The sequence below is a fragment of the Pseudomonas siliginis genome (genome assembly GCF_024072275.1).
In the GTDB taxonomy this organism is placed as follows: Bacteria; Pseudomonadota; Gammaproteobacteria; order Pseudomonadales; family Pseudomonadaceae; genus Aquipseudomonas; species Aquipseudomonas siliginis.
Map to the genome: position 1 here is coordinate 78,898 of NZ_CP099597.1, position 24,251 is coordinate 103,148.

At 56.1% G+C, this 24,251-nt stretch carries 18 protein-coding genes; 7 read left to right on the top strand and 11 right to left on the bottom strand.

From position 1 onward, the window contains the following. Positions 1–143: 143 nt before the first annotated feature. The 5 genes from NF676_RS00500 to NF676_RS00520 form a co-directional block, all read right to left on the bottom strand. A complete protein-coding gene (locus NF676_RS00500; protein ID WP_252886100.1) occupies positions 144–5,135 on the bottom strand; it encodes a helicase-like domain-containing protein in 4,992 nt (1,663 codons plus the stop codon). 134 nt (positions 5,136–5,269) lie between these two features. Next, positions 5,270–5,575 carry a hypothetical protein gene (locus NF676_RS00505; protein ID WP_252886101.1) on the bottom strand — a complete coding sequence of 102 codons (306 nt, stop codon included), beginning with the start codon at positions 5,573–5,575 and terminating at the stop codon, positions 5,270–5,272. A 224-nt stretch (positions 5,576–5,799) separates the two neighbouring features. Next, positions 5,800–5,997 carry a hypothetical protein gene (locus NF676_RS00510; RefSeq protein ID WP_252886102.1) on the bottom strand — a complete coding sequence of 66 codons (198 nt, stop codon included), beginning with the start codon at positions 5,995–5,997 and terminating at the stop codon, positions 5,800–5,802. A 290-nt stretch (positions 5,998–6,287) separates the two neighbouring features. After that, the gene (locus NF676_RS00515; RefSeq protein WP_252886103.1) at positions 6,288–6,677 is read right to left on the bottom strand and encodes a hypothetical protein; all 390 of its coding nucleotides are present in this window, start codon (positions 6,675–6,677) and stop codon (positions 6,288–6,290) included. Positions 6,678–6,782: 105 nt separating this feature from the next. Further along, positions 6,783–9,305 carry a type IA DNA topoisomerase gene (locus NF676_RS00520; protein WP_252886104.1) on the bottom strand — a complete coding sequence of 841 codons (2,523 nt, stop codon included), beginning with the start codon at positions 9,303–9,305 and terminating at the stop codon, positions 6,783–6,785. 141 nt (positions 9,306–9,446) lie between these two features. On the opposite strand from NF676_RS00520, the gene NF676_RS00525 reads away from it, so the two are divergent. The 7 genes from NF676_RS00525 to NF676_RS00555 are packed head-to-tail and all read left to right on the top strand — an operon-like array spanning position 9,447 to position 17,243. Next, entirely contained in the window at positions 9,447–9,845 is a 399-nt protein-coding gene (locus NF676_RS00525; RefSeq protein ID WP_252886105.1) for a hypothetical protein, read from the top strand. Between the two features lie 10 nt (positions 9,846–9,855). Next, a complete protein-coding gene (locus NF676_RS00530; protein WP_252886106.1) occupies positions 9,856–10,974 on the top strand; it encodes a secretion/conjugation apparatus DotM-related subunit in 1,119 nt (372 codons plus the stop codon). 4 nt (positions 10,975–10,978) lie between these two features. Next, positions 10,979–11,926, top strand: a complete 948-nt coding sequence (locus NF676_RS00535) for a DsbC family protein (RefSeq protein ID WP_252886107.1) — start codon at positions 10,979–10,981, stop codon at positions 11,924–11,926. 51 nt (positions 11,927–11,977) lie between these two features. Then, complete coding sequence (gene dnaG / locus NF676_RS00540) at positions 11,978–13,252, top strand: DNA primase (RefSeq protein WP_252886108.1); 1,275 nt, start codon at positions 11,978–11,980, stop codon at positions 13,250–13,252. A 10-nt stretch (positions 13,253–13,262) separates the two neighbouring features. Next, positions 13,263–15,488, top strand: a complete 2,226-nt coding sequence (locus NF676_RS00545; protein WP_252886109.1) for a TraG/TraD/VirD4 family protein — start codon at positions 13,263–13,265, stop codon at positions 15,486–15,488. A gap of 11 nt (positions 15,489–15,499) precedes the next feature. Next, the gene (locus NF676_RS00550; protein WP_252886110.1) at positions 15,500–16,882 is read left to right on the top strand and encodes an ATP-binding protein; all 1,383 of its coding nucleotides are present in this window, start codon (positions 15,500–15,502) and stop codon (positions 16,880–16,882) included. A gap of 31 nt (positions 16,883–16,913) precedes the next feature. Next, the gene (locus NF676_RS00555) at positions 16,914–17,243 is read left to right on the top strand and encodes a hypothetical protein (RefSeq protein WP_252886111.1); all 330 of its coding nucleotides are present in this window, start codon (positions 16,914–16,916) and stop codon (positions 17,241–17,243) included. Between the two features lie 150 nt (positions 17,244–17,393). Here NF676_RS00555 and NF676_RS00560 read toward each other — a convergent pair whose 3' ends face one another. The 6 genes from NF676_RS00560 to NF676_RS00585 all read right to left on the bottom strand — a co-directional run bounded on the left by NF676_RS00560 (position 17,394) and on the right by NF676_RS00585 (position 22,840). After that, positions 17,394–18,158, bottom strand: coding sequence for a prepilin peptidase (locus NF676_RS00560; RefSeq protein WP_252886112.1), 765 nt, complete (start codon positions 18,156–18,158; stop codon positions 17,394–17,396). Further along, on the bottom strand, positions 18,148–18,591 hold the full coding sequence (locus NF676_RS00565) for a hypothetical protein (RefSeq protein WP_252886113.1): 444 nt from the start codon (positions 18,589–18,591) through the stop codon (positions 18,148–18,150). The genes NF676_RS00560 and NF676_RS00565 overlap by 11 nt, the downstream gene beginning before the upstream one ends. A 414-nt stretch (positions 18,592–19,005) precedes the next feature. Beyond that, positions 19,006–20,784 carry an SNF2-related protein gene (locus NF676_RS00570; protein ID WP_252886114.1) on the bottom strand — a complete coding sequence of 593 codons (1,779 nt, stop codon included), beginning with the start codon at positions 20,782–20,784 and terminating at the stop codon, positions 19,006–19,008. After that, positions 20,781–21,191 (bottom strand): hypothetical protein, encoded by a 411-nt coding sequence (locus NF676_RS00575; protein ID WP_252886115.1) that lies wholly within the window; start codon positions 21,189–21,191, stop codon positions 20,781–20,783. Before NF676_RS00575 ends, NF676_RS00570 begins: the two co-directional genes overlap by 4 nt. A 57-nt stretch (positions 21,192–21,248) precedes the next feature. Further along, entirely contained in the window at positions 21,249–21,452 is a 204-nt protein-coding gene (locus NF676_RS00580) for a hypothetical protein (protein WP_252886116.1), read from the bottom strand. Between the two features lie 245 nt (positions 21,453–21,697). Next, positions 21,698–22,840 carry a DNA cytosine methyltransferase gene (locus NF676_RS00585; protein ID WP_252886117.1) on the bottom strand — a complete coding sequence of 381 codons (1,143 nt, stop codon included), beginning with the start codon at positions 22,838–22,840 and terminating at the stop codon, positions 21,698–21,700. Positions 22,841–24,251: the final 1,411 nt, after the last annotated feature.

Genomic DNA, 24,251 nt, shown 5'->3' on the forward strand with positions numbered 1-24,251 from the left:
TTTAATTTTCCGTACAATAGCTATTGTATGGAGTTTAATCAAGCTATGAGGGCCTCTGATACTTGCAATCAGAAGGCATCGGCGGTGCCGGTCTCGCAAAGCATGGCAACGAAAAAGGGTCGGCAATTGCCGACCCTTTTGGTTTACATGCGAAGCCGGATTTTTTCCTGTTGAGGCTTCGACTCCTCCGCGTGTGATTGTGGCTTCCAAGTCGACACGTAGTTGTCGTCGGCTTGAATCAGTTTGAGCTCAGTCATGACGTCGCGGACGTCTTGTCTCAGCGCCTCGAGCTTCTCCTGTTGGGGGAACGACTTTGTCCGCTCAGACATCGCCCGAGTCAGCTCAAGTAGCTCCTTCGAGCGGTGCGTTTCCGCTTCGTCCCGCCAGGTTTCAAACTTTCCTAAAAAGTTGTCGAGCCTGCTGGTGAAGCCGGCCAGGCTGAACTTGTCGTCCGCGGAATAACGCAGGTTGTCAGGTTCATAACTGTCGGTACCGGTGATGGAGAACTGAATAGTTTCCCTGCGAGCGTACACCTCGATCTCGAAGCCACGGTACGAACCGACCTTTATCTGCCCTGGCGAGTCTGCCAGCGATTGCCCCCGCGACTCGATCGCCTTTTTCATGCTGTACATGATCTGAGCGAGCGCTTGTTCTCGTTCCTTTTCGCGATAGACGCGATCGTTGATTCGGAACTCAAACTCGCTGGTCGTTTTACCGTCACGGAGCTTGATTTCGGCATCGCATCGAGCCACGGTTCTGTCTGCTCGCGCATCTGCGCCGTTCAGCCAATCAACGCGGCTTTCAAGGCTGTGCTGGGCACGCTTGTAGTTCGAGTAGACAGCTTCAAGCTTCTTGAGGTCAGCACTGAGTTTGACCTGGAGAAAGATCAGCGGGTTGCCGGTCGCTGCCGCTTTCATCTCGGCGGCGTTAGCAGCTTCGCTGGCCACGTCTTCAATCTCTCGCTGTAGGGAGTCGCCTCTACGGAACTGCTCGATGCCAGACGCCTTGTACTCGATTGTTTGCCACATGCGGCTGTCATAGGTCTGTTTTGTGGCGTAGCGGCATATCTCCACTTCGAAGTTGTCCGGATCCTGTTCGTAAAACAGGTTGCCCTGGCGAATAATGCGCCCCTCCCGCTGCTCGAGGTCGCTTGGTCGCCACGGTGCGTCGAGGTGGTGCTCCGCCACCAGCCGCCGCTGTACGTTCGTGCCTGCGCCCATTTTGGCCGTAGAGCCCAACGTGATACGGATGTCGCCACGGTTCATCTCGTCGAAGAGCTTCGATTTTTGAAGGTCCGTGTTCACTTCGTGGATGAATCGTATCTCGTTCTCCGGAATGCCTTTGGCGATGAGCTTCGACTTGATGTCGTCATAAACACTGAACGCGGATCCTTGAGCGAGGAGCTCATCCATGGACACCGCTGGAAGATCGTCGTCGACATCAATGTCATCGTCGTTGGCAACGGCCGGCGCGCTGCTCTTTTTCAGCTTCGGGGTTGAGAGGTCGCAGAAAACCAGTTGAGTGCCTTTGCGATCTTTCCATTCGGCCCAGATGCGATAGATGTTCTCGACTGCGACGTTGATTTTGCTGCCTGGATGGTCGTCCGCCAGGGGATTGATCAGGCGGAAGTCCAGACCGGCCTTGCGGGCCTCATTCGTGATTTTCAGCGGGTTATCGATACGCGGATCCTTGGGCAAATTCTCCATGCGATGGATGATCGAGCCCTTGTTCCACTCTTTGGTCACGGTGCCATCAGCCCGATAAATAGGCTCGCCGCGCAGATCCCGAACGACACTCTGGATCCCCATGAAAGTGGCCTGGTCATCGGAACGGTCGACCACAATGTTTTGCGGGCGTCCCCCTTTCACTCTCGGTACCGGGAAGCGTGTGCCACGTTCGGCAGCTTGACGCTCCAGATCCGCGGTGGTGATCACGTCGGCAAATACCCGGTATTGAGCCATGAGCTCGGGCACATTCTGGAATTTAGAGAACCGACTGTTCAGGCGGTAATTGACACCAGTAGCGTCCAGCTCCCAGCCAGACACGACTTGGCCAAAGGTGCTGGCCCACGCGTCGAAGTGGACGATCCCGCGCGCCTTGAGCTCGTCGTACTGCAGGTAGCGCTGCATCGTGTACAGCTCGGCGATGGTGTTGCTGATCGGGGTGCCCGTTGCAAAAAAGACCCCGCGACCCTCATTGCGTTGCTGCAAATAGCGACATTTGACGAATAGGTCGAACGCTTTTTCAGAGCCTGCCAAGTTGCCCAGTCCGGAAATCCGGCTCAACGATGTGGTGATGTACAGGTTCTTGAACTCGTGCGCCTCATCGACAATGAGTGCGTCGACGCCGAGATCGGCGAAGCTGATCGACTGGTCTTTTGAACCTGTGTCTGCCTTGCGCTCCAGACGCTCCTTCATGCGTTCGCGGGCTTTTTCCATTTCCTTGATGGTGAGCCGATCGCCGCTTTCCTCTTTCAACTGGCGAATTGCGTTTGTGAGATCCTGGATCTGCTCGTTCAGGATGCGCGTGAGCGTGTCCTCGGGCATGCCGATGCGTTTGAACGAACTGTGCGCCACGATTACGGCGTCCCAGTCGCCCGTTGCAATCCGCCCGAAAAGCTTCTCGCGATTCTCCTTTTTGAAGTCGGCCTTCTCTGCCACCAGAATATTGGCGTCAGGATACAGCGAGTAGAAGGCGTCCTTCCATTGCAGGAGCAGATGGTTCGGTACGACGAGCATGGGCTTGTCCATCAACCCCATGCGCTTGCTTTCCATCACTGTGCCAACTGCGATCAGAGTCTTGCCGGCGCCGACGACGTGGTCCAGCAGCGCGGTGCCATCCTGGATACCACGCCAGATGGCGTTCTTTTGGTGAGGCCGCAGAGTGATGTCCAACGAGGCGCCCGGCAGTTCCAGATGCGAACCGTCGTAGTGCGCTGCGACGTTGGTGTTGAATCGATCGTTGTAAATCCGCGACAGCCGCTGCCGGCGGTCTTTGTCTTCCCAGATCCAATCGACGAAAGCCTGGCGTATTTCATCGGCCTTCTGGTTTGCAGCAGCAGTCTGGACGTCGTTGATCTTGAAAATCTTGTTGCCTCGATCGTCCTTGCCGACCTCGTCCCGAACTTGAATGGCATGTCCGAGCAGAACTGCTTCGATCAGGTGATGGGCTGGGTAACGCTCCGTCCCCCAAGTCACATTACCGGTGGTCCGATCGGCGGCGCCGATTTTTGCGAGGTACTTACCGAGTGACGGTTGGTATGTCACACGGCAAGGAACGCTCCCCAGGATGTGCCTTACAAATTCCTCCACGTCCAGATCCGGAACCCACGTCGAGCCAAGCTGGACTTTGATGTCCACGGGATCGATGTCAGCAGGCTGCACAGCGCGCAGTGCGTCAACGTTGGCGGTGAATTCATGGTTCTTCTCCGCGGCGGACAGTGCTTCACGCAGTTTTTGTTTGACGTTGCCGGAGAGATACTGATCAGCAGTCTCCCAACGCTGCAGTTGTGGGTTTTTGTAGATCAGTCCGCGCAGGTCGGAGATCAGCTCTGCCTCAGGCTTGCCGGAGAGACGCATCATTCGGGACAGATCGATGCGGCCGACCTGGTTCATCGAAACGACCAGAGCATCCTTGGACGTTTCTACCTTGGTGACTTCTTTGCGCGGCCCCATAACCCGCTTGGAGAAGATCGCTGCTTTTTTCGCCGTAGGTGCGCGCGAGTCTACGCCGTGCCTTTTGGCGGTGTCGGCAGAGATACCTTTGTCGTAGTCGCTCTCAAGCGCATGCAGCAGCGGGTACTGCGGATCCTCGGCCATGGCCAACCGGTTGGCCTGGGCACTCAAATGCCCGTACTTGCGAACGAACTGGTCGTAGACCGTGTTCAATCCTTTCCGCAACGTTGCCAAGTCAGAATCAGTCGCTGTTTCGGATTGCTCGCGCTGCATCAGGTCGCCCAGGGCATCACGAATGCCGATCATGCCCCTGATACGCTCTCCGGTGCGTTCGTTCTTGGGGGTAATAGCGATGTAATCGTGATCCGCAAGCAGATCTGGAAGGCGCCGAGCAAGCTGGCCACCTGGTGTTACGAAATAGGAGCCAACTTTCAGAGACGCCGGCAGAACGAGCGTCGGTTTGTCGTTTGTCTCAACGTCCTCGGCCGAGGCCGCACCGCGTAGTGGTGTGAACCCTCGAGACGGCAGAACAGCCAACCGCTGAGTGATTGCTTCGGCGAGATTCTGCCCGGGCGGAGCGATGAGCTCCGGCGCTTCCCGGTGGAGGTTGCGCGACAACACCATCGATCCGGCCATTTGCTCAGGATGCGCGATGAAGTAGCTGTTGAGCGTTATCGGTGCCCCGGTTTCGCGGTCTCGTATTTCGCCGACATTCACCCAAGACCGGTCAGTTTCTTCGCCGGGCGCAGCCTTGCGGAAGAACACGATGTCCGTGGTTACTTCGGTCAGCGCATTGCGCTTGAACGCATTGTTGGGCAACCGGATCGCGCCGAGGAAGTGGGCTCTGTCGGCGATATACGAGCGAGCATTAGTGTTGCCGGCATCGAGAAAATAGCGGCTGACGACCTGGGCCATCACACCGCCGTCCCGGAGCTTGTCCAGCGATTTCGCGAGGAAATAGTTGTGAATGGAAAAGTTACTGATGTCGCGGTGATGCGGATCGTAAAGTGACTGGGAGCCGAATGGCGGGTTACCAATCACAGCATCGAAGTAGCCGGCGGGGATAACCACATCCTGCAGGCCTTTGTTGATGTAGGTGGCCTCCGGATAAAGTTGCTTGCCGATCGCGGCGGTGATCGGGTCCAGCTCGACGGCAGTGAACTGAGTGGTCGCTTGCAGATCCTTGGGGATCATGCCAATGAAGTGCCCTGTGCCGGCGGCAGGTTCGAAAATTTTCCCGCCTTCGAACCCCAGCTTCTGCAGTCCTTGGTAGATCCCGCGAATAATGACTTCGGACGTGTAGTGCGCGTCTTGCGTCGAACGTCGAGCTCGCTCGAATTCATCCTGGGTCAGCGCGTTGGAGAGTTGCTGATACTCCGCTTGCCAATCGGCATTCTGGTGGTCGAAGGCTTGCGGAAGGCCGCCCCATCCCACGTAGCGGACTAACGTGGCCTGATCCAAGGGGGTCGCTTTCTGCCCTTTCGACTCAAGCTGTTTCAGCAGCTCGATCGCTGCGAGGTTATCCCTGAACTTGGCTTTTGCACCGCCATCACCAAGATTGTCATCTTCACTGATGCTGTAGTTGCGGGGGGCTTCTACAGCTCGGTATTGACCTCGTTCTGAGCCAGAATCTCGTGCGGAGTGCTGCCCGCGCGAATCTGCTCGATCGAGCGATTGAGGACGTTCTGCTCCGTCGACTGCTGCTCCAGTAACCGCCCCAAGAGGATCACCTCCCCCTCCGCTTCCAGGGCTACCAACTGGCTCGGACTGTTGAAGGCCCAACGGTCCAGAATGTTCCATCCCTGCAGGTTGTACGACGGCGAGCTCCGGATGGCCTGAATGGTCGCCTGCTTGAGCACCTTCGAAGCCAGTACCAGTGGTTGTTGTTGTCCGATCAGCATGGGTAACTCCTAAGTCGTCATCGATGTCCATCTCGGCTTCGAGAGTCGCGATGGTTTCCAGTGTTTTGTTAAAGGTGAAATCAAAAGAGAACTGGTCAATGTTCTCTACGGGTTCTCGTCGACGTGCCACAGCCTACCTGCCTACATTGTTTGTATTGTAGGCAGTATACAAAATACTTCCACGCAGTCTATCACCCAGGCATGAAGTGCCCGTAAACGCTCGGTCAGATCGGCCGCCTAAAAACTCCGAGGAAGTACAATTGCCATGCTAGAACAACGAAAAATCCAGCATTGATGAAGCCGTAACGCAGCCAGGCAGCACTTGATTCGTGCTCCGGCGACTTGCAAAACGCCACGAAGAAAAAGACTGCCAAGGCGAAAGCGACGATCGCGAGCAGGACCAGGCCAATATTTTTTTTCACTTCGCGACCTCCTCGGGTTTTAGAGCGGAGAAGTCGACCCCGCCGCTTTCAAGCAAGACCAGTCCGTGACGCTCAAAGACCGCAACCAGAGCCTGGACAGTCAGGCGTCGCGGCTCACACCGCCCGGCCTCGAAATTTTTGATCGTTCGCAAGGCGGTGCAGCTCTCTTGAGCCAAATGGGACTGACTCCATCCCAAAAGTGCTCGCGCTGCTCTGCACTGAAAGTTTTTCATAGCGCTCCTAATTGCCCATAAAGTGCATAGTGGCCCTAAATGGGCAACATGTAAAGCTCATGGTTTGCTGTCGTCCTCTTCACTCCGGGGTTCGGGCTCTTGAATCAAGGAAAGTTCGTAATGCGTATTCAGATGACCCATCAACCGCTCGCAGAGCTCGGGGGTCTCGCATCGAAACAGAACGATAGCCCCCACGAGGTTCATTGCGCGCTCCAGATACTTTGAGGCCGTGTCGTAGAGGTTGTCGCTTTCATAGATGGTTGCCATCGCCAGCCCCTCGCGCGCGGTGATCTCGATCGTGCGGTTGATAGATGCTTCTACCGCCGGTGTAATTCTCGGTTGATTCTCCGCGTCGTAAAGAAGCACAGCGATGATGAAAGGCACGGTACGACCGTCGGTGGTCGTGGCGTAGAAAGCTGGTACCGCGCTCAGTTGTGGAAATTGCATCGTCAGGGGTCCCTGGATGTATCGATGGCGCTGAACGCCAAGTTGGCCATGCTGTCAGCCCGCTGGCTGGTGTTCGCCAGTACGCGGGCTGCAGCGTTCTCTAAATCACTTGCGGGGCTCGAATTCGAAATTCACTTTACCCGCTGCCGTATCGAGCACCAGGTAAGCGGAAAACGGGCGCTTCTTGGTACTGATGAAACCGCTCAGCAGTTGTGTCTTGCCGGCGGACAATAGTGCCTCTGCCTCGGCGCTGGATAATTTCCTGCTCGAGATTTCTTTATAGAACTTGAGGCCGCACTCCGGCGTAGCGCATGCGTACATACCGGGTTTGCTTTCAAACGTGCCCTTGCACTTCGGGCACGGCTCCGCCAACGGGGTGATCGGACCATCGTCAGATGGCGCCGGACGCTCTTCGAAAATGAAGTCGACCTTGCCGGCGGGAATGTTGAGCTTGAGCTTTGCGGAAAACTTGCGCTTCGGTGGCTTCGACGTGGTGAAGCCGGTTAGTAACGCGGTCTCTTTGCCGCGAAGCAACGCGTCGACTTCAGCGGGTTTGAGCGCCCGCCCCGACACTTCAAGCCAGAGCTTGAAATCGCAGCTTTTGCAGTACACGGTACGGCGATCTTCCTCCAGCTTCGCGCCGCACTTTGGGCAAGGCGCTGCTGAGCTCTTGGGCTTTACCGGGAGCTTCATTTCCGCTGTTGCTGCGAGATCAACAATAGAGCGGACGTAGCCGACCGTGTTGTCCATGAACCGATCCAAACTCATGTCGCCTTCGGCGATCTGGTCAAGCATCGTTTTAAAGACACCCGCTTGGGCCGGGTCCTTGACTTCCAGCGGCAGCGCGTCGATCACCGCGCGCGTTTGATCAGAAGTTCGAAGTTTGCGGCTTCCCGGCTTGAGGGGGATGATGACTTCTCGATCCTTCATCTCCTGGATCATCTTGGAGCGCGTCGACGTCGTGCCAATCCCATCGCCTTCCTTGAGGCGAGCCTTGGCAACCGGGTCCGTCACGTATTTGTGAATGTTCTTCATGGCGGCGATGAGCATCTTGTCATCGAAGTACGCCGGTGGAGAGGTTTTTGCTGATTTCACATCGCAACCTAGACACTGAGCTGCATCACCCTTGGTCATCGCCGGCAGCGCTTGGCCTTCGTCCTGTTCGTCGTCTGCTTCATCCTGGGCCTCAGTATCCTTGGCAACGGCATAGACGGCCTTCCAGCCATCCGCCGTCGGTGTACTGCCGTCGGCTAAAAATGTCTCGCTTTCGACCACAACTGTGATGGTGGTTTTCAGGAACTCAAAGGGACCGGCGAACTGCGCAAGGTACGATCGGACGATCAGGTCGTAGACATTGCGCTCGGTCTCTGACCAGGTCGACGCGGATACCGAGGTTTCAGGAATTGTCGGTACGATACCGTGGTGGGGTGTCGGCTCACCCTTGCTGGTGAGCATCTTTTTGTCGTCAAAGGCTCCAGAACGTCGCTGAGAATCGATCTTCCCGCGTAGCGATTCCAGGTCCGGTCTGATGCTGAATACGCTTTCCAGAATTTCGGGGGCTGCTTCATGCTGTGCTTCGGAAAGGTAACGAATGTCGGTGCGCGGGTAGGTCGCGACTTTATACGTCTCGTAGAGGCGCTGAGCAGCCTCCATCACTTGCTGGCCGGTATAGCCGAACTGAGAAAACGCCTCCATCTGCAGTTCATCCATCGCCAGTGGTAGCGGTGGCTGTTCTTCTTTCGGCTCGACTTCGTAAGAAGTGACGAGGCTGGTCTTCCCTTTTACAAGCTCAGCGATAGCGCTGGCCTTGTCCTGATCGATCAACCGTCCGTCCCGCATACCGTCTTGGGTCTCAGAAGGCTTCCAACGTGCCGAAAATTCGCCGGCCTGATGTTTGAACTGCGCCTTGAGTTTGTAGAACGTCTGCGGCACAAAGTTTTCGATCGCTCGTTCTTGCTCACGCATGATGAACTGCAGCGGTGTTTGCACACTCCCGACCGGGAGAACGCCATCGAAGCCGAGCGCCCGGCCACGGAGGGTCATTGCACGCGTCGCGTTCAGTCCGAGCAGCCAGTCATAGCGACCCCTGGCCAAAGCCCACAGGTGCCAGCCCTGAAACATGGGTTCATGGTTGTCTCGAACGCTTGCGAGCGCCTGTTCGACTTTCTTGCGGTTGTAGTCGTTGATGAGGACCCGTTTGATCGGGTTCGTGGTGCGAAACACGTCAACACCATGCGCCTCGAGGGCCTCGTCAACCAGCAACTGCCCTTCGGAGTCCGGGTCACCGACGTGATAGATCACGTCGCAAATCTTTAAAAATTCCTTGAGCTTCGCCAGCCGTCCGCGCGCGCCGTCTTTGGGCTCCAGGACCCATTCGCGAGGAACAATTGGCAAGTCTTCAGCTCGCCAGACTTTGTTACCACTCCCAGTGCGTGGCAGATCATCCGGAAGGTAATGATCAGGCTTGGCCTGTTCATAGGCGTGCCCAGTCATCCACACGCAGTAGTAGTTGCCACGGATGACATGGGTCTTTTGTTCCTCGTCATTGCGCCCGGGCAGAACATTGAGTACTGCCTCAACCAGCGAAAACTTTTCGCCGATTACAAGAATTTTTTGGTTTTCTGCCATGACTTTCTCTCGCGTAATACATGGGCACTGTTGCCCCGTGGGTGCATGCGTATGGAGGCGCGTTACTTGCGGATATTCCGTAGTATATATACCATACAAAATAAACAAGCACCCCAATGGCCGATGCAGAGAGGAACAGTGATGGTTGAATTGCCCCCGACGTTACCGCTGGTAGCGGCCTGTGAAATACAGGCGGCTCGGGACTACTCCGTTCCTTTAAGAGTACTGCTCGCCCGACGTGTACCGGTAAGCGAACCAGTTCAGAGACAGGCAGCGAGCAATCATGAAAACAGCATTCGCGCTGCTTACCCCATCGAACTGCATTGGGCTCAACAGATCGAGTCTCAGTTCGGCATTGCGCCCGGCACCCTGGCAGGCGATCAATGCTGGGGCGCTCGAGCAACGGCCTACATTTTGCGCTTCGACCACTCGCCTGAAGCTGTTCAGAACTTGGGTAAAAACCCTCACCCGTTCCCCTCCATGCCGGTGCTGAAAGTTCGTTACGACGATCGATCTGTAGACCGTAAATTGAGTTTCTGAGGGCCATAAAATGAGCGGTTCAAGTGATCTTCGCCGGGACGATTCCGGCTTGCTCAACTTTGCCCTGGTCGCCATTTTCGTGGGTGTCATGGTTGCGATTTGGTACGTCGATCGCGAGAACCTTGTATATCAGGGTCTCAAATGGGCTTGGCTGCAACTGGGCGTATTTGACTGGCCGTTCATGCCTGAGACGATCGGCCGGTGGAGACAGGAAGCGGCTTTCTGGGCGAGTCGACCGCAGCAGGTTTCGTTCGAATACCTCCTGTCCGTCCTGAACAAGGCCGGCTACTTTTTTGTCTGGATTCCGCTGCTCATGACCTTGCGTGGAATCAAGATCGCGACCAAGCATCCGGCTAACAAGACACGCCGTAAGGTCACGGTCGAGACCTTGCCATGGATCATGTCAAATCACTCTCCAGGCGTGATTCCCACGCTCTACTACGGTGATCTTCTCAACACCGACCCAGAAGAGCACCGATCCTCAATGAACCCTGAAGTATGGGTTGAGAAGCACGGTCTGCTGGTGAACGGAACCCTGGCTAGGGACGACATCAGAAGGATGCTGATCGAACATCTCGGGGATCCCATTGACTCGCTCGACCAACTGAAACCGCATGAAAAAGCGTTGTTCGCGGTTTTCGGCGCACGCCTTCTCTCAAACGGCAAAGACTTGGACAAGGCGCAGGATCTGCTCGACGCGCTGAACCGTTCGTGTCACACCCACACCTTCAACGGCAAGAAGGGTTACCCGGATCTGTCCCTGGCCGATAAGGCTTTTAAAAAATACGCGGCCCATCCCGAAGCCGCCGATTGGCTGAAAAAGCACCCTTACCCGCGCACCCTGCTGCATGTGATGCATCAGCAAGCCACTCTCACCGGCAAGCTCCCCTCCTCGCACTTCATTTGGCTGAAGGGCATGGACCGAGGCCTGTGGTACCCACTTAACACCACGGGGCGCAAGGGCCCGTTCCTTGAATCCTGCGGCGTCTTCACGCAGGCGCTGTGGGAGAAATATGTCTTCGACATCGGCTACTGCCTGACCGAGCCCTTCGTCGATGACGCAATAGTCGGCATCGAAAAATACTTGATCAAAATCGGCCTTTTGGCCCCTTCAGCTTCCGAGGGATGAACCTGTGAAAAGCAACGACAGCGTGCGCGTATATGGGCATTCGATGCTCATCCATTTCGGCAGCACCGGCGAGAGCCAGGCCAGTACTTCGTTGAAGCTGGATACCGACGGCATCACCTTCTCGCTGGACAAGGCCAGCAAGGCAATCACGGTTACGAGTCATGGGTTGGGTGCTGAACGTCGGTTGGAGACATTCGGTTCAGAAAATTTGGCCTCGGCCGCGTTCGGCTATCTGAAAAACGAGCACACACGCTACGCACGTCGCCGGCTGCTGATTGGCTGGTACAAGGGAGCGTTGCGCTGGGTCCTCGGCCCCCTGCTGCTGTTTGTCTTCATCCTTGCCGCCTTCACAGCCGTCGGTAACGCTCAGATTGAGCCGTCAGTCGCATCGGTGAAACCTTCGGCAACCTTGGCTGCGGCGCAGACCCAAGGGCAGAGCCCTAGCCAGGCGGAGCCGGTGACCAAGCTCAGTCCAGACAGCAAGCTGTTGGCCAAGGCCCTACAAGACGGTGTGGCGTCAGATAAGTACAGCGTCCAGTTGTCGGCAGGTGACAAGGGGACTCTTTTCGTTTTTTCTGATCCGCTCTGCCCTTACTGCCAGCGGCTGGAAGGACAGCTTGAAAAACTCGCTGCCGACTACACGATCCACATCTTTCCGGTTTCCGTCATTGGCGGAGAAGACTCGACAGCCCAGCTAGGTCCTGTTCTGTGTGGTACTGCGCCTGCGGCGCGTGCCGAGCGCTGGAAGAAGGCCACCGGCGGCAACATTGACCGTTCCGCTACCGGCTGCGCGGAGTCCACTGAGATCCTCACAGCGAATAACGAGTTTTTCCGCGCCATGCAATTCGACGGCACGCCGGCGATCGTGAACGTCCTGGGGCAGCAATTTCCATCCAGCACGAGGGCAACTGCGGAAAACATCACTCAATGGCTTCAGGGAGCTTCACGCTGATGAGGTCGCCGGGACGTTTGACGCTATCGTCGTTCGCGAGCGGTGTTAGCCATGGCTAAGTTCTATCGCTTCGACGAGGCGTTTCTGAGTCGTATCCGTGAGGATGTTGACCTGGCTGAGCTGGTTTCGCGGGAAATCAAACTCAAGCGGGCCGGACGCAACTTTGTGGCGTTGTGTCCTTTTCACAAGGAAAATTCACCGTCATTCCGCGTGAAACCTGAAACCAACACTTACAAGTGCTACGGCTGCCCGGCCAGTGGAGATGTCATCAGCTGGATGATGCAACGTCACCACCTCAAGTTTCCCGAGGCTGTCGTTAGACTCGCCGAAGAGAACCGAATCGAGTTGCCCCCGCCGGAAAGTGACTCGCCCGATGATCAAGAAAGACGCCGGCGTTTGGCGAAGCTCTACAACGTGCTCAAGGATGCAGCTCGTATCTACCATAGCGGGCTTGAAAGGAATGTCGCTGCTCGAGCATACCTGGTCGGGGAGCGTGGCCTGTCGGACGCTACGATCGCTGAGTTCGGGCTCGGCGCTGTGACGTCGGGCATCATTCGTTTGCTGGCCCGATCAGGCGACGACCTTTTGATTGCGGCCGGCTTGGCTGTTCAAGGCGAGCGCGGTCTCTACGATCGCTTTCGCGATCGCATCATCTTCCCGATCGAGAACGAGAGCGGAAGTATCGTCGGTTTTGCCGGTCGAACCATGCTCCCGAGCAATGGGAAGACTCCCAAATACTTGAACACCGCCGAGACGGAAATCTTCCACAAGGGCAAAGAGCTGTACGGGCTCAGCAAAGCGAAGATGGCCATCCGGAAAGCGAGACTGGCTGTGGTCGTCGAGGGTTACCTCGACGTGCTCAGGGCCCACCAGGAAGGCGACAAACGCGTGGTCGCGCCTATGGGAACAGCCATTACTGAGCACCAGGTCAAACGCCTGCTCGTTCAAACCGATCACCTGGTTTTCGCTTTCGATGGCGATCGAGCCGGCCGGCGCGCGGCGCTAGCTGCCGCTGCAGTTTTACTGGGTGAGCTCAAAGACGGCCAGACCGCCCAGTTCCTGTTTCTGCCAGAAGGGGAAGATCCGGACACGTTCATTCGTGATCAAGGCATCGCGGCGTGGGAGGAAGCACTGAAAGGAGCGCGCACGCTGAGTGCGTTCCTGTCCGACTACGTGACCCATCGATTGGACCGTACGATTCCGGAGCGGCAAGTGGTGGCCGCAAACAAGGCAAAGGCTGTTTTGGCCAAGGTCAGCAAAGCACTCATTTACCGTCACGCTCTTCGACTGCTGTTCGAGGATCTGATTGGCGTCCCGTTGAGCTGAGGTTTTAGAAATGGCGATTAATCACAGTCACGAACTGGATCCTTCGAAGCTCACGCGCGACACCCGAACGGTCTGGGACCGGTGGATGCATTGGCTGTTTCGCCCGGCCAACTTCCGGCTTTTTTTGGTCGTGTTTGCCGGCGTTCAGCTGTACCTGCCCGCGCTATGGCCGATCTGGGTTCTCACACTCCTGATCATGCTGATGTCCTTTCAAGATCAGAAGTTCGCCATGCCTCTGCGCCTGCCGAAAGACGTAGGCGGCAGCGACGTTACCGATTTCTACGAAGAGCTCATTGAAAAAAACTCGCTCTGGGGATTCATTCGTAAATCGAAGACCGTACGGCGCTACCTCGCTGCCGGTGGAATTCTCTATCTCGGTTACCTGCGAACGCCTGACATAGAGGAGCAAGGGCGGGAGCTATGGCTCAATAATTCCGATGCAAGAACGCACCTATTTTTAGGGGGGACCACAGGCTCGGGGAAGAGTGAAACCCTCATGGGAATTGGGTACAACGCCCTCTGCTGGTCCTCTGGGTTTTGTTTCGGGGACGGGAAGGCCGATGCTAACCTGGCGTTCTGTCTTTGGTCCCTAAGCCGACGCCGGGGCCGCGAAGATGATTTCCTCATCCTCAACTATCTGACCGGGGGGATGGACCCGTTCAAGGCCATGGTGGATCGAGAGGAAGGGCGATTCAGCGGCAAGGCGGTATTGCCGCAATCGAACTCGATGAATCCGTTCTTCGACGGCTCTGCGGACTTTCTACTGCAGCTCATGGCTTCTTTGCAGCCCCAGGCAAGCGGTGATGGAGCACAGTGGCAGCAGAAAGCTTTGAACATGATCGATTCCGAGCTTCGCACGCTTTGCTACAAGCGCGCGAAAGGCGAGGTCGACATCTCCATCGGCCTCATTCGCCACTACTTGGCCCTGCAGAACATGGTCAAGCTCTACATCGAGGGGCTGGAGGGGAAACTCCCCGAGCTGGCCTTCCTGCCGCTGAAAGCTTATTTCGAGACCGGTTTGCCGGGGTTCAATCCGAGCCTGGTGCACGACCCAAGCAAGTGGGATCCGGAGGTTTTCAACCAGCACGGTTACCTCACCGGGCAGTTCGCACGCACCCTCGGCATGATGATGGACACCTACGGGTTCATCTTCGAAGACAAGTATCCAGAAATCGACATGCTGGATGTGCTGTTGAACAACCGCATTCTTGTCGTGATGATCCCGTCGCTTGAAAAGTCCGCGTCGGAAGCCGCCGCGCTCGGCAAGCTGTACATCTCGTCGATCCGATTGATGATGGCCCAAAACCTCGGCTATCGACTGGAAGGCACCAAGTCCGAGATCCTGGACGCGCGGGCGACCAACGCACCCAACCCTTACGTGATTATCAGCGACGAGTTGGCCTATTACTTCGCCGCCGGCATCGCGGTGATGTTTGCTCAGGCTCGATCGCTCGGTTTCATGATGGTTGCTGCAGTGCAAGACGTTCAAGGCCTGAAACGTGGTGAAGCCGCAGAGGAATCTGCGTCGATGATCGCCAACACCAAGGTCAAATGGACGCTTGCCCTTGAAGACCCGGATGACACCTTCGAACTGATCAAGAAAGCCGGCGGTGACGCGTACTACAGCGTGTTGACCGGGCACGAGTCGTCCCAAGGGACGTTCGCGTCGGCGTATGACAGTAACCGCACGGCGACAATCGAGAAGCGGGACCGAATCACCCTGCGTGAGCTGAAAGGGCTCGATTCCGGTCAAGGGCTTGTCATCTTCAAGGACGCTGTTGTTCCAGCAGCTTCGTTTTACATCCCAGACAACGAGAAAAAAACCGCCAAGCTTGCGGCGCACATCAATCGGTTTTTGCAGATCGAGCGGCCCTCGTTCGATCGACTACCGCGTTCGGCCAAGAAACTGCAGGACCACGATATGGCATCTGCGGATTACATCTTTGCCCAGCTTCGTCGATCAGAGAAGCCGTACTACCCAACCTTGGTCGACCCGATTCTTGATGAGGTTAAAAGCGCTGCTGACCACATGAACAGCATTCGGCGGTTCGAGGTTCCTCCGAACGAGCGCGGCATCGTGCTTTTTGAAGCCGCGCGCCGTGGGTTGAAGGCAGCGGAAGCTGCCGGCTTGACAGGCTACATGCACGAGCCGCGGCACGATGACCCATACGAAATTATCCCGGATGACGAGGATGAAGAAGACATCCCCGATTCCGCATACGACACTGACGAGTAAGGAAAAACGTAATGGCCAAGATTCTGATCGGAAACGACTTCTGGCAGGAACGCAATGGGAAAAGAGAGCCGATCTACTGGCAGGAAGACCAGGTGTCCAATCACCACGTCGGTGTTGCGGGAACCTCCGGTTCGGGCAAGACCCACTGGATCCGGCAGTTCGTCAACGGCATGCCGGACGATGTTGAAATCGATATTTTCGACTACCACGGCGACATCGAGATCCCGGGTGCCCAAACGGTCATGTTCAGTGAATCGACTCGCTACGGCTATAACCCACTCGTGCTGAACACCGACAAGCATTACGGCGGCGTGCGCCGGGCGGTGAATGACGTTGTCGAGGCCATCAACAGTACCTCGCGACAACTGGGAGGCAACCAGGAGGGTGTGCTTCGCCACCTGCTGACCGATACTTACATGCAGAAAGGAATTTTCGCCAATAACCCGAGCACTTGGGTCAAGCAGGAAGCCTCGGAGGCGGAGATTCGCGCGATGCTTGATCAGAAAAACTGGGCGGGACTGCGTGAGGTTTACCCATCGCTGAACGACGTGATTCAGTTTGCCCGACGGAAACTCAAAGCACTATGGATGGGCATTGAAGATCGTGAGTCCGGACGTAATGCACTCGGTGCATTCGACGACTACTGCAAGGCCCAGAGCAGCCTTAATCAAACCCGGATGAAAATGAACAAGTCCAGCGGTAGCAAGGACGAAGACCTGGAAAAACTCGAAAAGCGCATGGAGACTTTGCGGGCCAAGTCCATCGAAACCTTCACCACATTCGTCAACAGCATGGACACCGGCCGCGAGTTCGAGGAAGCGATCAAGTACAACAGTAAAGACGTACTGCTGAGTGTGATCACCCGACTTGAGAACCTGAACGCTACCGGAATCTTCAACCCTAACCCGCCGCCGTTCGGCAACGCGCGGATCCGCCGGTACATCCTCAAACCACTGGCACAATCGGAAGATGAACTGAAGATGTTCGTCCGCTTCCGCATGCGCGCAATCATCCGAGAAATGATGCAGCGTGGAGAGTCCGGTGGCCGACTGCGCCGGATGATCGTGCTCGATGAGTCGAAAAAGTTCAACAGCGAGGATGGCAGCAACCCGATCAATGTCATCGTCAACGAAATGCGCAAGTTCGGGCTGGCCATCCTACTCGCCGGGCAGTCTCCGGCGCACTTCTCCCAGGACTTCATCAAAAACTCCGGCACCCTGTTGTTGCTCAACCTTGCAACCGCTGACTGGCGGGAAGCGGCATCGAAGCTGCGCATCGAAGAGAAGGACCTCAAATACTTCAAGCCGCAACAAACCGGTGCCGTTCGAATGCTGGAAAAAGGCCAGGCTGCAGCGTTCCGCCAAGTCAGCTTCCAACGCGAGAACAGGGCATGACGAATCAAGGACACAGTGGAGCGAGCAGCGAATGAGTTCCTTCACAGGGGCACTCCCGGCATTGAATTACCACCCCTCAGGCGTCGGTGAGGCGCTTTCGCTCGATGAGGTAGTAGACCGGGTTGCCGAGTGGCCTGTGGGGGTCACAGCGGTCACGCAGGAGGCTGATGGGGAGTTGCTCTACTGGGACGCGCCGTTCGAAGAAGTATCGCGCGCCCGCTTGCGGGCTGGAAGCGGCAGTATGCTGCGGGTGCTTGGGATCAAGTACCAGATCCACTCTGCTTATCTGAACGTCAATCACCCAGTGCGCGCTCACGACTGGCAAATTCGCGTGGTAACTCCGCCGATTCGTGAGCAGTAATTCTGCAGCTGGTATTCGTGCAGGTTTAAAGGTACTGAAATCACGGTTAACCGACACAGCCCCGATGAGGGGCTGTGGGGAATGAACAACCTCCGTCCTCAAACCTTCTTGCGCGGTAACGGCTCACGCCGGCGATCGCCACATCATCCATCAGTATCGCGCAAAATGTATCAGCGCGGAGATCCATCCTCCAATAGCTAAGTAGGGCCCGAAGGCCAAGTTTTGATCTTTGGCATCAGCCGGTAAGAAAATATTTCGCAAGACCGTAGCTAACAAAGCTGTGACGGAAGCGAACAAAACGGTGTTTCCGATTATTTCCCATCCACCAAAGGCACCAATAGCGGCCATCAGCTTCATGTCACCACGCCCCAGCGCCTGCCTTCCAGTTACGTACTGGAAGGCCTGATGCACCGACCAGAGAAAGAGATAACCAGCGATTGCCCCCCAGACAGAATCAAAACAGTCAATGAATAACCCAAAACTGTTAGCGGCAATACCTAGCCACAAAGCAGGTAAAACAACAATGTCAGGAAGCAACCTAGTTTCAAAATCAATTACACTCAGAACCAAAAGTAGCAATCCAAATACCGTATAACCTACTCCCTGCACGCTAAAGCCAAAAACATAAACCGCACAAAACGTTAAAAACACTGCCGATAGCAAAATAAATAGATACCTGACTTTGCAATATCTTTCCAAACACACTTCCGACTCAGCTTCCGTGCTAATCTCAAGCAAAGAATTAGCTTCAGCTCGCCATTGCGCTATCAAAAGATCGGGGAGTTTTGCTGCAGTTATCTTTACGAGCAAGCTCGCTAATCCGCCGAACAGCAGCGCATAGATTAAAGACATAAAAGCCGACTCGCCAAAGTTCATTTTTTCACCATCTGCCGTCAAGATCAATTCAAACCACACGATCCAGCTCGCGCTTAAGCTCTATGCTCTGAAATAGAATGGATTTCGTTGGATCGCGTCCTTCGACAAGACAAACGTCCTTCAACTGACGAAGAGCCGCAATTAGATCATCACGTGCATTTAAATAATTCAGCCGAAGTTTAATGTCACTATCGGATTCCCCCTCGACAATAGGGTAAGGGGAATTACTGAGTCGAGTGTTTATCGATAGATTACGGTCGAGACCTTCATTGCGCAGTGCGCACTGCAGGAAACGCCGAGCTTCAGCAGTTGACGCGCTCCAAGTTGACGCTTCTGGCTTAACAAGAGTGCCGTCGCTAAAAATTATTGATGGGCCGGGATAAATTGCGTCCGAAAAAAGACGCTTGCATGATCGATAGTGGACGCTCGCAAATGCCGCTTGAAAAAGCGCAGTCAGATAGTTCTCGATCATCAGTGCAAAAAACCTGAACAGTTATTTTGTTTGTATAGTATCTATTTTACAGAAATACGCATACGCCTTTTTGGGTTAATGGTCATGGTCAGGATCCGCTCGCAGCAAGCGGCATGGGAGATCTGAGCGACTGGCGCGCATGTTCACGCGCGGCCGTCTGCAGCTCCAGCACGACGATGTCGCGTGCCACTTGTGCCGCAACTGATCAGCCGCTGCCGGCGAAGCCGGTGAACTGCAGGTGGGCATGCTCGATGCTGGTGTCGATCGGCACGGCCGGTGCTGGACGGCATCAACCGGGAGCTCCAGCAGATACGTGCGATCGGCGGAAAGTCCTTGATCCAAGGCGAGTCCGAGTCACCTTATTGTCCATGGCGGGTGGTGAAGCAGTCAGAGGCCACCATCCGGTGGCCATGATCAGGCTGCTCGAGCACGTAGTTTTGCGATGATTTTTTGCATGTACTGCGTAGACGCCTGCATGGCGAGAGCCTGGTCTTCGTCAGTTTCCGGAATGTCTCCCATCAAGCCAATGAATTGGGACACCTTGATGCCAAGTGCTTCTTGCATTTCCGGGTCAGTGCCCTGCTCCGAGACCAAGTAGTAACACAGCAGTGAGTCGAGAAGGCCATCGCGGTGCCCGCGATCTTCCGCTTGGCTGTGCACCGCGGGCGACCAGTCCAACTCAGCCATCACTACAGCTTTGACGCGTCCTTGTAGACCGTCGATACCGGTCGCAGCTCTGAGGCCTATCAGCACAAGGTTCGTTTTTCCAGACTTGAACTCTTCGATAGCTTGCCACTTCTGTTCACGGGTTTGGCGCCCGGTGATACAGACCGGATTAAACTCTTTGAGCAAATCCAACAGGATGTCCTGCACTGCATGGTGATGCGAAAACAGGATGGTTGGCTGCTCAGCCTCAAGTAGGCTACGTACGAACGCAGCGGCCGCAGGCGCCTTTGCTACCCCCGTTGCTTTGCGGGTCTCGTTGATCGCCTCGAGCTCGCTCCGACCTCGGGCCAGTGCGTCTGTGAGCTGCGAGGACTCTTTAGCCAGCGCCACGGCGTTCGCTACCAGCTGATTGAACACGCGATCATCTGAATCAACCAGTTGGACGACACGTCTTTTCGCCGGAAGCTCTCTGAGAACGTCAGCCTTCAAACGCCTGATCATGAGGCCTTCGCGCCGCAGATGTGCATTCAGTAGGGCTGGATCTCGCACAGACTCGGAACCACTCATACTGCTACCACCTTGCACACACCATTCGCGCCGGAAGGAATCTTTATCGCCGAGGCAGTGGTACTCCAGAATGTTCATCACGTTCCAGATCTCAGAACCTCGGTTGTAAATCGGCGTACCTGAGAGCCCGATAACGTCGGTGGCCATCGTCGCTAGATCGCTGGCCGAGGCGTACTTCTCAGTACCATCGTGCCGCAGCTCCTGGATCTCATCGAACACAATGCTCTGGATATTGAGTTCCTTGAGCTTCTCTCGCCAAGGCTTCAGCAGCAGGTAGTGAATGACGTAGATGTGTGCTTTGGGGAGCGGCCCTTTCATGACTCGTGGAGTGCAGGAGATCACACAGACCTTCAGTCCGTTTGCGTCCTCAAACAAGGGCCCAGCGGTATCGCTGTGCAGCTCGAGGAATTCGGATAGCTTGTCGCGCCAGTGCAGTGTCAAGTGTGGCGGTGCGACTACCAAAGCGGGCCACGACTGCCTTGTTGCGAGGAATGCGATCCCCTGCACTGTTTTGCCAAGTCCCATCTCGTCGGCGATCAACGTACGGCCATTGGTCAAACACCAGCTGAGTCCTTCAGCCTGGAATGGACGCAGTTCGCCTTTAAAGACGAGATTGGGGACTGTGTTGATTGGGCTGCTATTCGCAGCTTGTCGCTGTTGAACATACTCCACGGTTTCCCGGTAGGAGGCCTCAAACTCAGCGCGATTCTCAATTTTCAGTGGCCATCTGTGCATGAGCCAGACGAGCTCAGCGAAGGTTCGTCGGTTCGCGCTGAACTTAGCGATTCCTGCGCCCCGGCCTTCCGAGCCGGGAAAAAGGCGTTTAGCCATAACGGCCACTTGAGGGTCCCCGTCGATGACCCAAAACTTCCCCTGTGGCTCGTCGACACGGCGCAAAGTGCCGAAGGTTTGGGCGCTATCAGTCGGCATTGCCAGATACTGAGGCAAAGGCAAAGTCATACGGCTATCCCCCACAGCGCATTCAAACTCAAAACTTTTACAGGTTTCCCGCTGATGATTGCCGGCAGATGAACGCTCCTTTCCAACACCACAATCACTGCCCTAACGTTCCTCTGCGAGGCATAACGTTGAACTTGGTTCATCAGTGAGGCCATCGGCGGACGAGATTTCTTCACCTCGATCACGATGCCATTTACCCAGAGATCCGCCCGGCAGCGCTCTGCAAAGCGATACTCGCGTATGTGGGGGATCTGGGCATCAACGAGTGCTGAAACGAGAAGATCATGTATATCGAACTCCTCCAGCCCAGCACGGCTGATTCGCACAGTTCGTAGTGCCGTAAGTACTTCTGTCATTTGCTGGAGGATATCTTGGTGAACCTCGGTGAACATTTTTTGCTGTTCCATGAACCTATTCCCGGCAGCCCTGAGCCTGCTCCTTGAGTTCGTAATCCTTGAAATGCGCTAAGAGATCTGGATCTGCGCCGGACCACTGCAAGGCTTCGGAATTTTTCCGAACACACGTGCACGGTCATCGGATTTACTAACGCACAGCTCGCGCTTTTCAACTTTGATGCGCCATTCATTCGTGCTCTCACGAATCAGTTTTGCAGCAGCAATGTCGCCGTTCTTTGATGCGAGAAAAACGCCAGTCCCTGTTGCAGTCATTCTGTTCACCCCATGATTGTTTGGTTGCCAGTCGCAAGATCCAAGAGGGATCAAAGTGCGATTTTTTTTGCATCATATCAATCATACGAAATTAAACGGACATAGTTTGCGTGGATTCCGGATCGCAGGTCACGTCCGCTAGTGAAAGTGGTTCAACTGAAACACCGCCGGAGCTATGCACGACAGCTCCAGAACTGTGCTACGGGGTTTAGCCCCTGAAATTCAGGGGCTTGTTTTGACCGGGTTTAAAGCCAAAGAGCGAATTGGCCGTCAGTCTGGGCGTAACTATCCAGCACCGCGCCGCGCGCGCTGAGATCATCTCGCAAATGCTGCTCTGCGGCGGTGTCGTCCAGATCGATGTAGTAGGCATCTTCGACAAGATCGTCGACGTCAGACGACGTCAGCCCGTATTTAACGGCCTCGCCGATCAGTCTTTTGCAAAGGCGATCGTACTTGCCTGCGATTGCCATCAGCGGGTGGTCTATCGCGTTGTTCGCCATAAAGTATGCGTAGGCGAATCCTTCAGGGGTGACACTGCGTGCATTCTTTGTCGCCAGGCTGCTGCCGCCGTACATGCGGTGCATTTTGGAGCCCTCCACCGGATCAACCGGGGCAACGGGAAGATCTGCGTTGAAACGACCCCAGATCAGTGTTTTTTTGGTGTAGCTGTCACCCAGATGGAAAGGGTCAAACGAAAGACGCCACGGTGGCAAACCACCCAGCCGTTCGATACGACCCACAGGGTTCTCGATTGACCAAATAACAGGACGGAAATACTCGATTACACGCAGGGTCTGGTGGACTAATTTGACGGAAGCGACAGTGCGACCGTCCGAGTCCTTTGCCGCAAAGTGCCGAGCGCCGGATACCGCAAAGTCAGTGCAAGGGCATGCTGCAAGAATGGCGTAGATATCAAGCCCATCAAAATCACCGAACCAATCACCGAAGAAGTCGACGCTGAACTTGTTGACGTCGCCTGTTTCTGGATTGTCTTGGATGTCAAAGCGATAGACCTGATAACCAGCCTCTTCCCATGGGCGAGACCACGCACCGGATTTGTCGAACAGTGATAAAACGACCTTGTCAGCATTGGCACCGGTCAAGCCCTGCGCCGCGCAGTGCTCCCTCCACCCTTCGATGCGTTGACGCGCTTCTGATGGAGTCATCCAGCCGTAGTTTTTCTGATACACGCTTGCCTTTTCATTCAGACGTACCACCTCAGTACCCGTTGGAGCGTCGAACAGGTGATGAACGCGTTCTTCCTCGGAGTTCATTTGCTGCTGGGCCTGATTGAAACACTCGACAATTTCCGAAAGTTCACGATCGTCAATTCCGATTGAGGCGTGCTCGGGCGCGTAGCTGAAAACTTGAGAAAGGGCTGCTGACATGGACTTCTCCGATGCTGATTTTTTTGAGGCCAAGCCGATAATGAATGCCGTCTTGTTGTTTGTATTATAGCCATTTTACGTAGTTACGTACATACGTAATTACGTATTTGCGTGATTTATTTTCTTTGATTCGCCCTGTTTTTGGTCAAGGGTTAGCCCGGAAGCCGCACGCGGAGCGGAGCCTGCTTGCAGGTGAGCACCGAACGGGTGAGGACTGAAGCGCAGCGTCCCTTTACCAGATTGCTTCTGAATAAGGCTCCCCCGGCGGTCATGGGGTTGCTTCTCCCCCATGGCCGATGGGGTCAGAGGCCGACTCGCTCCCTTCCTGGAGGGAAGGGCGGGGGGATGGGTGTTGCCGCCGCCGGCGGCGCTGTGGACTTCAGCGAAACGAAGTTTCGAGCCGCTCGGTCGTTGGTCGAGCGTGCTGGTGGCCAGCGCTTGATGGTCCTGCCCTACCCTGTCAACGCGACGGTGCCGCGTGCACCTGGTGGTGCACATCCAGCAGCTGGTCAACCGTCGCCGGCGACGTCAACGATCTGCAGGTGATCGTGCTCAAGGCCGACGCCGATCGGCGCGGCCGGGACTGGTTGAGATCCGCTCCCGGGGTATACGGCAGATCTGCGCGATCGGCAGGAAATGCCGGCAACGATGGTGCCCGCGCGGCGGGCCAGGGTTTCCGCCGGCGGCGCCGGTAGCGAGCGCACGGCGGTCCGGCCCTCCCCGCCCAGCTCGATGACGCCGCATGCACCTGGTGCTGCAGATCCAGCAGCTGCTCAACCGTCGCCGACGACGTCGACGCGCTGCAGCTGGTCGTGCTCGAGGCCGGCGCCGATCGGCGCGGCCGGGACTGGTCGGGATCCGCTCCTGGGGTGTATCGCAGATCTGCTCGACCGGCGCGAATTGCCGGCAACGAAGGTGCCCGCGCGGCGGTCCGGCCCTCCCCGCCCAGCTCGACCTTCCCGCATGCACCTGGTGCTGCAGATCCAGCAGCTGATCGGCCGTCCCCGGCGACGTCGACGAGCTGCTGCTGGTGGTGCTCGAGGCCGGCGCCGATAGGCGCGGCCGGGACTGGTTGCGATCCGCTCCCGGGGTGTACGGCAGATCTGCGCGATCGGCGCGAATTGCCGGCAACGAAGGTGCCCGCGCGCCGGTCAAGCCCTCCCGCCCAGTTCGACGTTGTCGCATGCACCTGGTGATGCAGATCCAGCAGCTGATCAGCCGCCGCCGGCGACGGTAACGAGCTGCAGGTGGTCGTGCTCGAGGCCGGCGCCGATCGGCGCCGCCGAGGCTAAACCGGATCCGCTACCGGTTTGCACGGCAGATCTGCGTGATCAACACGTACTCTCGGTAAGGAAGGTGCGTACTTAGGGGACGTGAGGCTACTGCGACGGAACACTGTCATGCCTGCTAA

What these genes read in the sequence shown, in the direction of transcription:
- NF676_RS00505 (WP_252886101.1), bottom strand. Translation starts at nt 5,575, where the DNA reads ATGCTGATCGGACAACAACAACCACTGGTACTGGCTTCGAAGGTGCTC.
- NF676_RS00515 (WP_252886103.1), bottom strand. Translation starts at nt 6,677, where the DNA reads ATGCAATTTCCACAACTGAGCGCGGTACCAGCTTTCTACGCCACGACC.
- NF676_RS00520 (WP_252886104.1), bottom strand. Translation starts at nt 9,305, where the DNA reads ATGGCAGAAAACCAAAAAATTCTTGTAATCGGCGAAAAGTTTTCGCTG.
- NF676_RS00525 (WP_252886105.1), top strand. Translation starts at nt 9,447, where the DNA reads ATGGTTGAATTGCCCCCGACGTTACCGCTGGTAGCGGCCTGTGAAATA.
- NF676_RS00530 (WP_252886106.1), top strand. Translation starts at nt 9,856, where the DNA reads ATGAGCGGTTCAAGTGATCTTCGCCGGGACGATTCCGGCTTGCTCAAC.
- dnaG (WP_252886108.1), top strand. Translation starts at nt 11,978, where the DNA reads ATGGCTAAGTTCTATCGCTTCGACGAGGCGTTTCTGAGTCGTATCCGT.
- NF676_RS00545 (WP_252886109.1), top strand. Translation starts at nt 13,263, where the DNA reads ATGGCGATTAATCACAGTCACGAACTGGATCCTTCGAAGCTCACGCGC.
- NF676_RS00550 (WP_252886110.1), top strand. Translation starts at nt 15,500, where the DNA reads ATGGCCAAGATTCTGATCGGAAACGACTTCTGGCAGGAACGCAATGGG.
- NF676_RS00555 (WP_252886111.1), top strand. Translation starts at nt 16,914, where the DNA reads ATGAGTTCCTTCACAGGGGCACTCCCGGCATTGAATTACCACCCCTCA.
- NF676_RS00565 (WP_252886113.1), bottom strand. Translation starts at nt 18,591, where the DNA reads ATGATCGAGAACTATCTGACTGCGCTTTTTCAAGCGGCATTTGCGAGC.
- NF676_RS00570 (WP_252886114.1), bottom strand. Translation starts at nt 20,784, where the DNA reads ATGACTTTGCCTTTGCCTCAGTATCTGGCAATGCCGACTGATAGCGCC.
- NF676_RS00575 (WP_252886115.1), bottom strand. Translation starts at nt 21,191, where the DNA reads ATGGAACAGCAAAAAATGTTCACCGAGGTTCACCAAGATATCCTCCAG.
- NF676_RS00580 (WP_252886116.1), bottom strand. Translation starts at nt 21,452, where the DNA reads ATGACTGCAACAGGGACTGGCGTTTTTCTCGCATCAAAGAACGGCGAC.
- NF676_RS00585 (WP_252886117.1), bottom strand. Translation starts at nt 22,840, where the DNA reads ATGTCAGCAGCCCTTTCTCAAGTTTTCAGCTACGCGCCCGAGCACGCC.